At 72.5% G+C, this 2,674-nt stretch carries 2 protein-coding genes; both read left to right on the top strand.

Annotated features, from left to right (window positions below; translation table 11 throughout):
- Positions 1 to 661: phosphopantetheine-binding protein (locus tag KMS84_RS04505; protein ID WP_256914706.1), on the top strand; the 661-nt coding region annotated here is incomplete at its 5' end.
- Positions 662 to 707: 46 nt separating this feature from the next.
- Positions 708 to 2,674: type I polyketide synthase (locus tag KMS84_RS04500; protein ID WP_256914705.1), on the top strand; the 1,967-nt coding region annotated here is incomplete at its 3' end.

Raw genomic sequence — 2,674 nt, 5'->3', positions numbered from 1 at the left:
CGACATGGACTGGTCGCTGTTCACGCCGGGGTACACCATGGCCCGGCGCCGCCCCCTCATCGAAGACGTCCCCGAGGTCGCCGCGATCCTGCGCCGGGCCGACACCGTCGAGGACGAGGCGGAGGACGGCGGCCGGGCCGGCGCGGAACTCCGCGCCCGACTGGCCGGGTTGACGGAACCCGAGCGCCAGGCCTTGCTGCTGGCGCTGGTGCGCGGGGAGGCGGCGCAGGTGCTGGCGCACGGGTCGACGGCGGAGATCACGCCGACCAGGCCGTTCAAGGAGCTGGGCTTCGACTCGCTGACCGCGATGGAACTGCGCAACCGGCTGTCGAAGGCCACCGGCCTGCGCCTGCCCGCCACCCTCGTCTTCGACCACCCCAACGCACAGCGCATCACGCAGCTCCTGACCACGGAGCTCGCCGACCAGGACGGCCGGCCCGGCATCGCCGACGTCCTGGACATCAGGCGGGAGCTGACCCGGATCGGCGAGGCGCTCGGCAGCGTCGCGCCGGACGTGCAGGCCCGTGAGGACATCGTCGACCACCTTCGCGACCTCATCACCCAGCTCGGCACCGCCGAGCAGGACGGCGCCACCGATCTCGAAGCCGCCACGGACGACGAGATCTTCGACTTCATCGACCGCGACCTAGGCGTGTCCTGAACAGGCATCTGCCGGGCTATCAACTGCTCCAGAGTGGGGTTTCACGATGACCGAGGACAAACTTCGTACCTATCTGCGCAGGGTCACGGCCGAACTGCAGCAGACCCGTCAGCAGCTCAAGGACAGCCAGGACCGGACCCGGGAACCGCTCGCCGTGGTGGGAATGGCGTGCAGGCTGCCCGGCGGCGTCAACTCGCCCGAGCAGCTGTGGCAGATGGTGGTCGACGGAGCCGACGGGGTGAGCAGCTTCCCGGACGACCGGGGCTGGGACCTCTCCTCGCTCTTCGACAGCGACCCCGACCGGCCGGGGACGACGTACACCCGGGAGGGCGCGTTCCTCGACGGCGCGGGCGACTTCGACGCCGGGTTCTTCGGCATCTCCCCGCGTGAGGCGCTGACCATGGACCCCCAGCAGCGGCTGCTGCTGGAGACGTCGTGGGAGGCGCTGGAGCGCGCCGGGATCGACCCGCACACCCTGCGGGGCAGCCGGACCGGGGTGTTCGTCGGCGGTACGGCCATCGAGCACACGGTCAAGCTGATGAACTCGCCGACCGACCAGGGCTACGCCATCACCGGCGGCTCGGCCAGCATCATGTCCGGCCGGGTCTCCTACGTCCTGGGCCTGGAGGGCCCGGCGGTCACCATCGACACGGCGTGCTCCTCCTCCCTCGTCGCCCTGCACTCGGCCGCCCAGTCGCTCCGCCAGGGCGACTGCTCGCTGGCCCTCGCCGGCGGCGTGGCCGTGATGGCCACCTCGTCGGCCTTCGTGACCTTCGCCCGGCAGCGCGGCCTGGCCGCGGACGGCCGCTGCAAGGCCTTCTCCGACGACGCCGACGGCATCGGCTGGGGCGAGGGCGTCGCGGTCGTTCTGCTCGAACGCCTCTCCGACGCCCGCCGCAACGGTCACCCCGTCCTCGCCGTGATCCGCGGGTCGGCGGTGAACCAGGACGGCGCGTCGAACGGGCTGAGCGCGCCGAACGGCCCCTCGCAGCAGCGGGTGATCCGGCAGGCCGTCGCCAACGCCGGACTCACCCTCGCCGACGTCGACCTGGTCGAGGCGCACGGCACCGGCACCACCCTCGGCGACCCCATCGAGGCGCAGGCCCTCCTCGCCACCTACGGGCAGGACCGGCACGACGGCCGGCCCCTGTGGCTCGGTTCGCTGAAGTCGAACATCGCACACACCCAGGCCGTCTCCGGGGTCGCCGGCGTCATCAAGAGCGTGCTGGCCCTGCGCAGCGGCGTCATGCCCAAAACGCTGCACGTGGGCCGGCCGAGCAGCCAGGTGGACTGGTCGGCGGGCGCGGTGGAGCTGCTGACCGAGGCGCGGGAGTGGCCCGAGACCGGGCGTCCGCGCCGCGCGGGCGTCTCGTCGTTCGGCATCAGCGGCACCAACGCGCACGTCATCCTGGAGCAGGCGCCCCAAGAGGAGCCCGTCGAACCGGTCGAGCCCGTCGAGCTCCCCGCGGACGACCAGGCCCCGCCCGCACCCGCCTTCACCGGCGACTCCCTCCGGACGCCCTGGCTGATCTCCGGGAACACCGTGGCCGCCCTGCGCGACCAGGCGGCCCGCCTGCGGGCCCATCTCGACGCCCGCCCGGGCCTCGCCGCCGCCGACGTCGCCCACTCCCTGCTGACGACCCGTTCCCGACTCGCCCACCGGGCGGTGCTGTTCAGCGGGCCGGACGACGACCGCCCGGCCGCGCTCACCGCCCTCGCCGACGGACTCGACGCCCCGGGCATGGTCACGGGAACCGGAGATGCGGGCACGGGCGTGGTGTTCGTCTTCCCGGGTCAGGGGTCGCAGTGGGTCGGGATGGGGCGGGAGTTGTGGGACGTCTCGCCGGTGTTCGGGGAGTCGATGGTGGCGTGTGAGCGGGCGTTGTCGCCGTTCGTGGACTGGTCGTTGCGGGATGTGGTGTTCCGTGACGGTGGTGATCCGTTGTGGTCGCGGGTGGATGTGGTGCAGCCGGTGTTGTGGGCGGTGATGGTGTCGTTGGCGGCGGTGTGGCG

This window comes from Streptomyces hilarionis, assembly GCF_024539675.1.
GTDB lineage: Bacteria > Actinomycetota > Actinomycetes > Streptomycetales > Streptomycetaceae > Streptomyces > Streptomyces hilarionis.
Note: the sequence above shows the minus strand (reverse complement) of the source record. Positions and strands in the feature narration are given on the sequence as shown.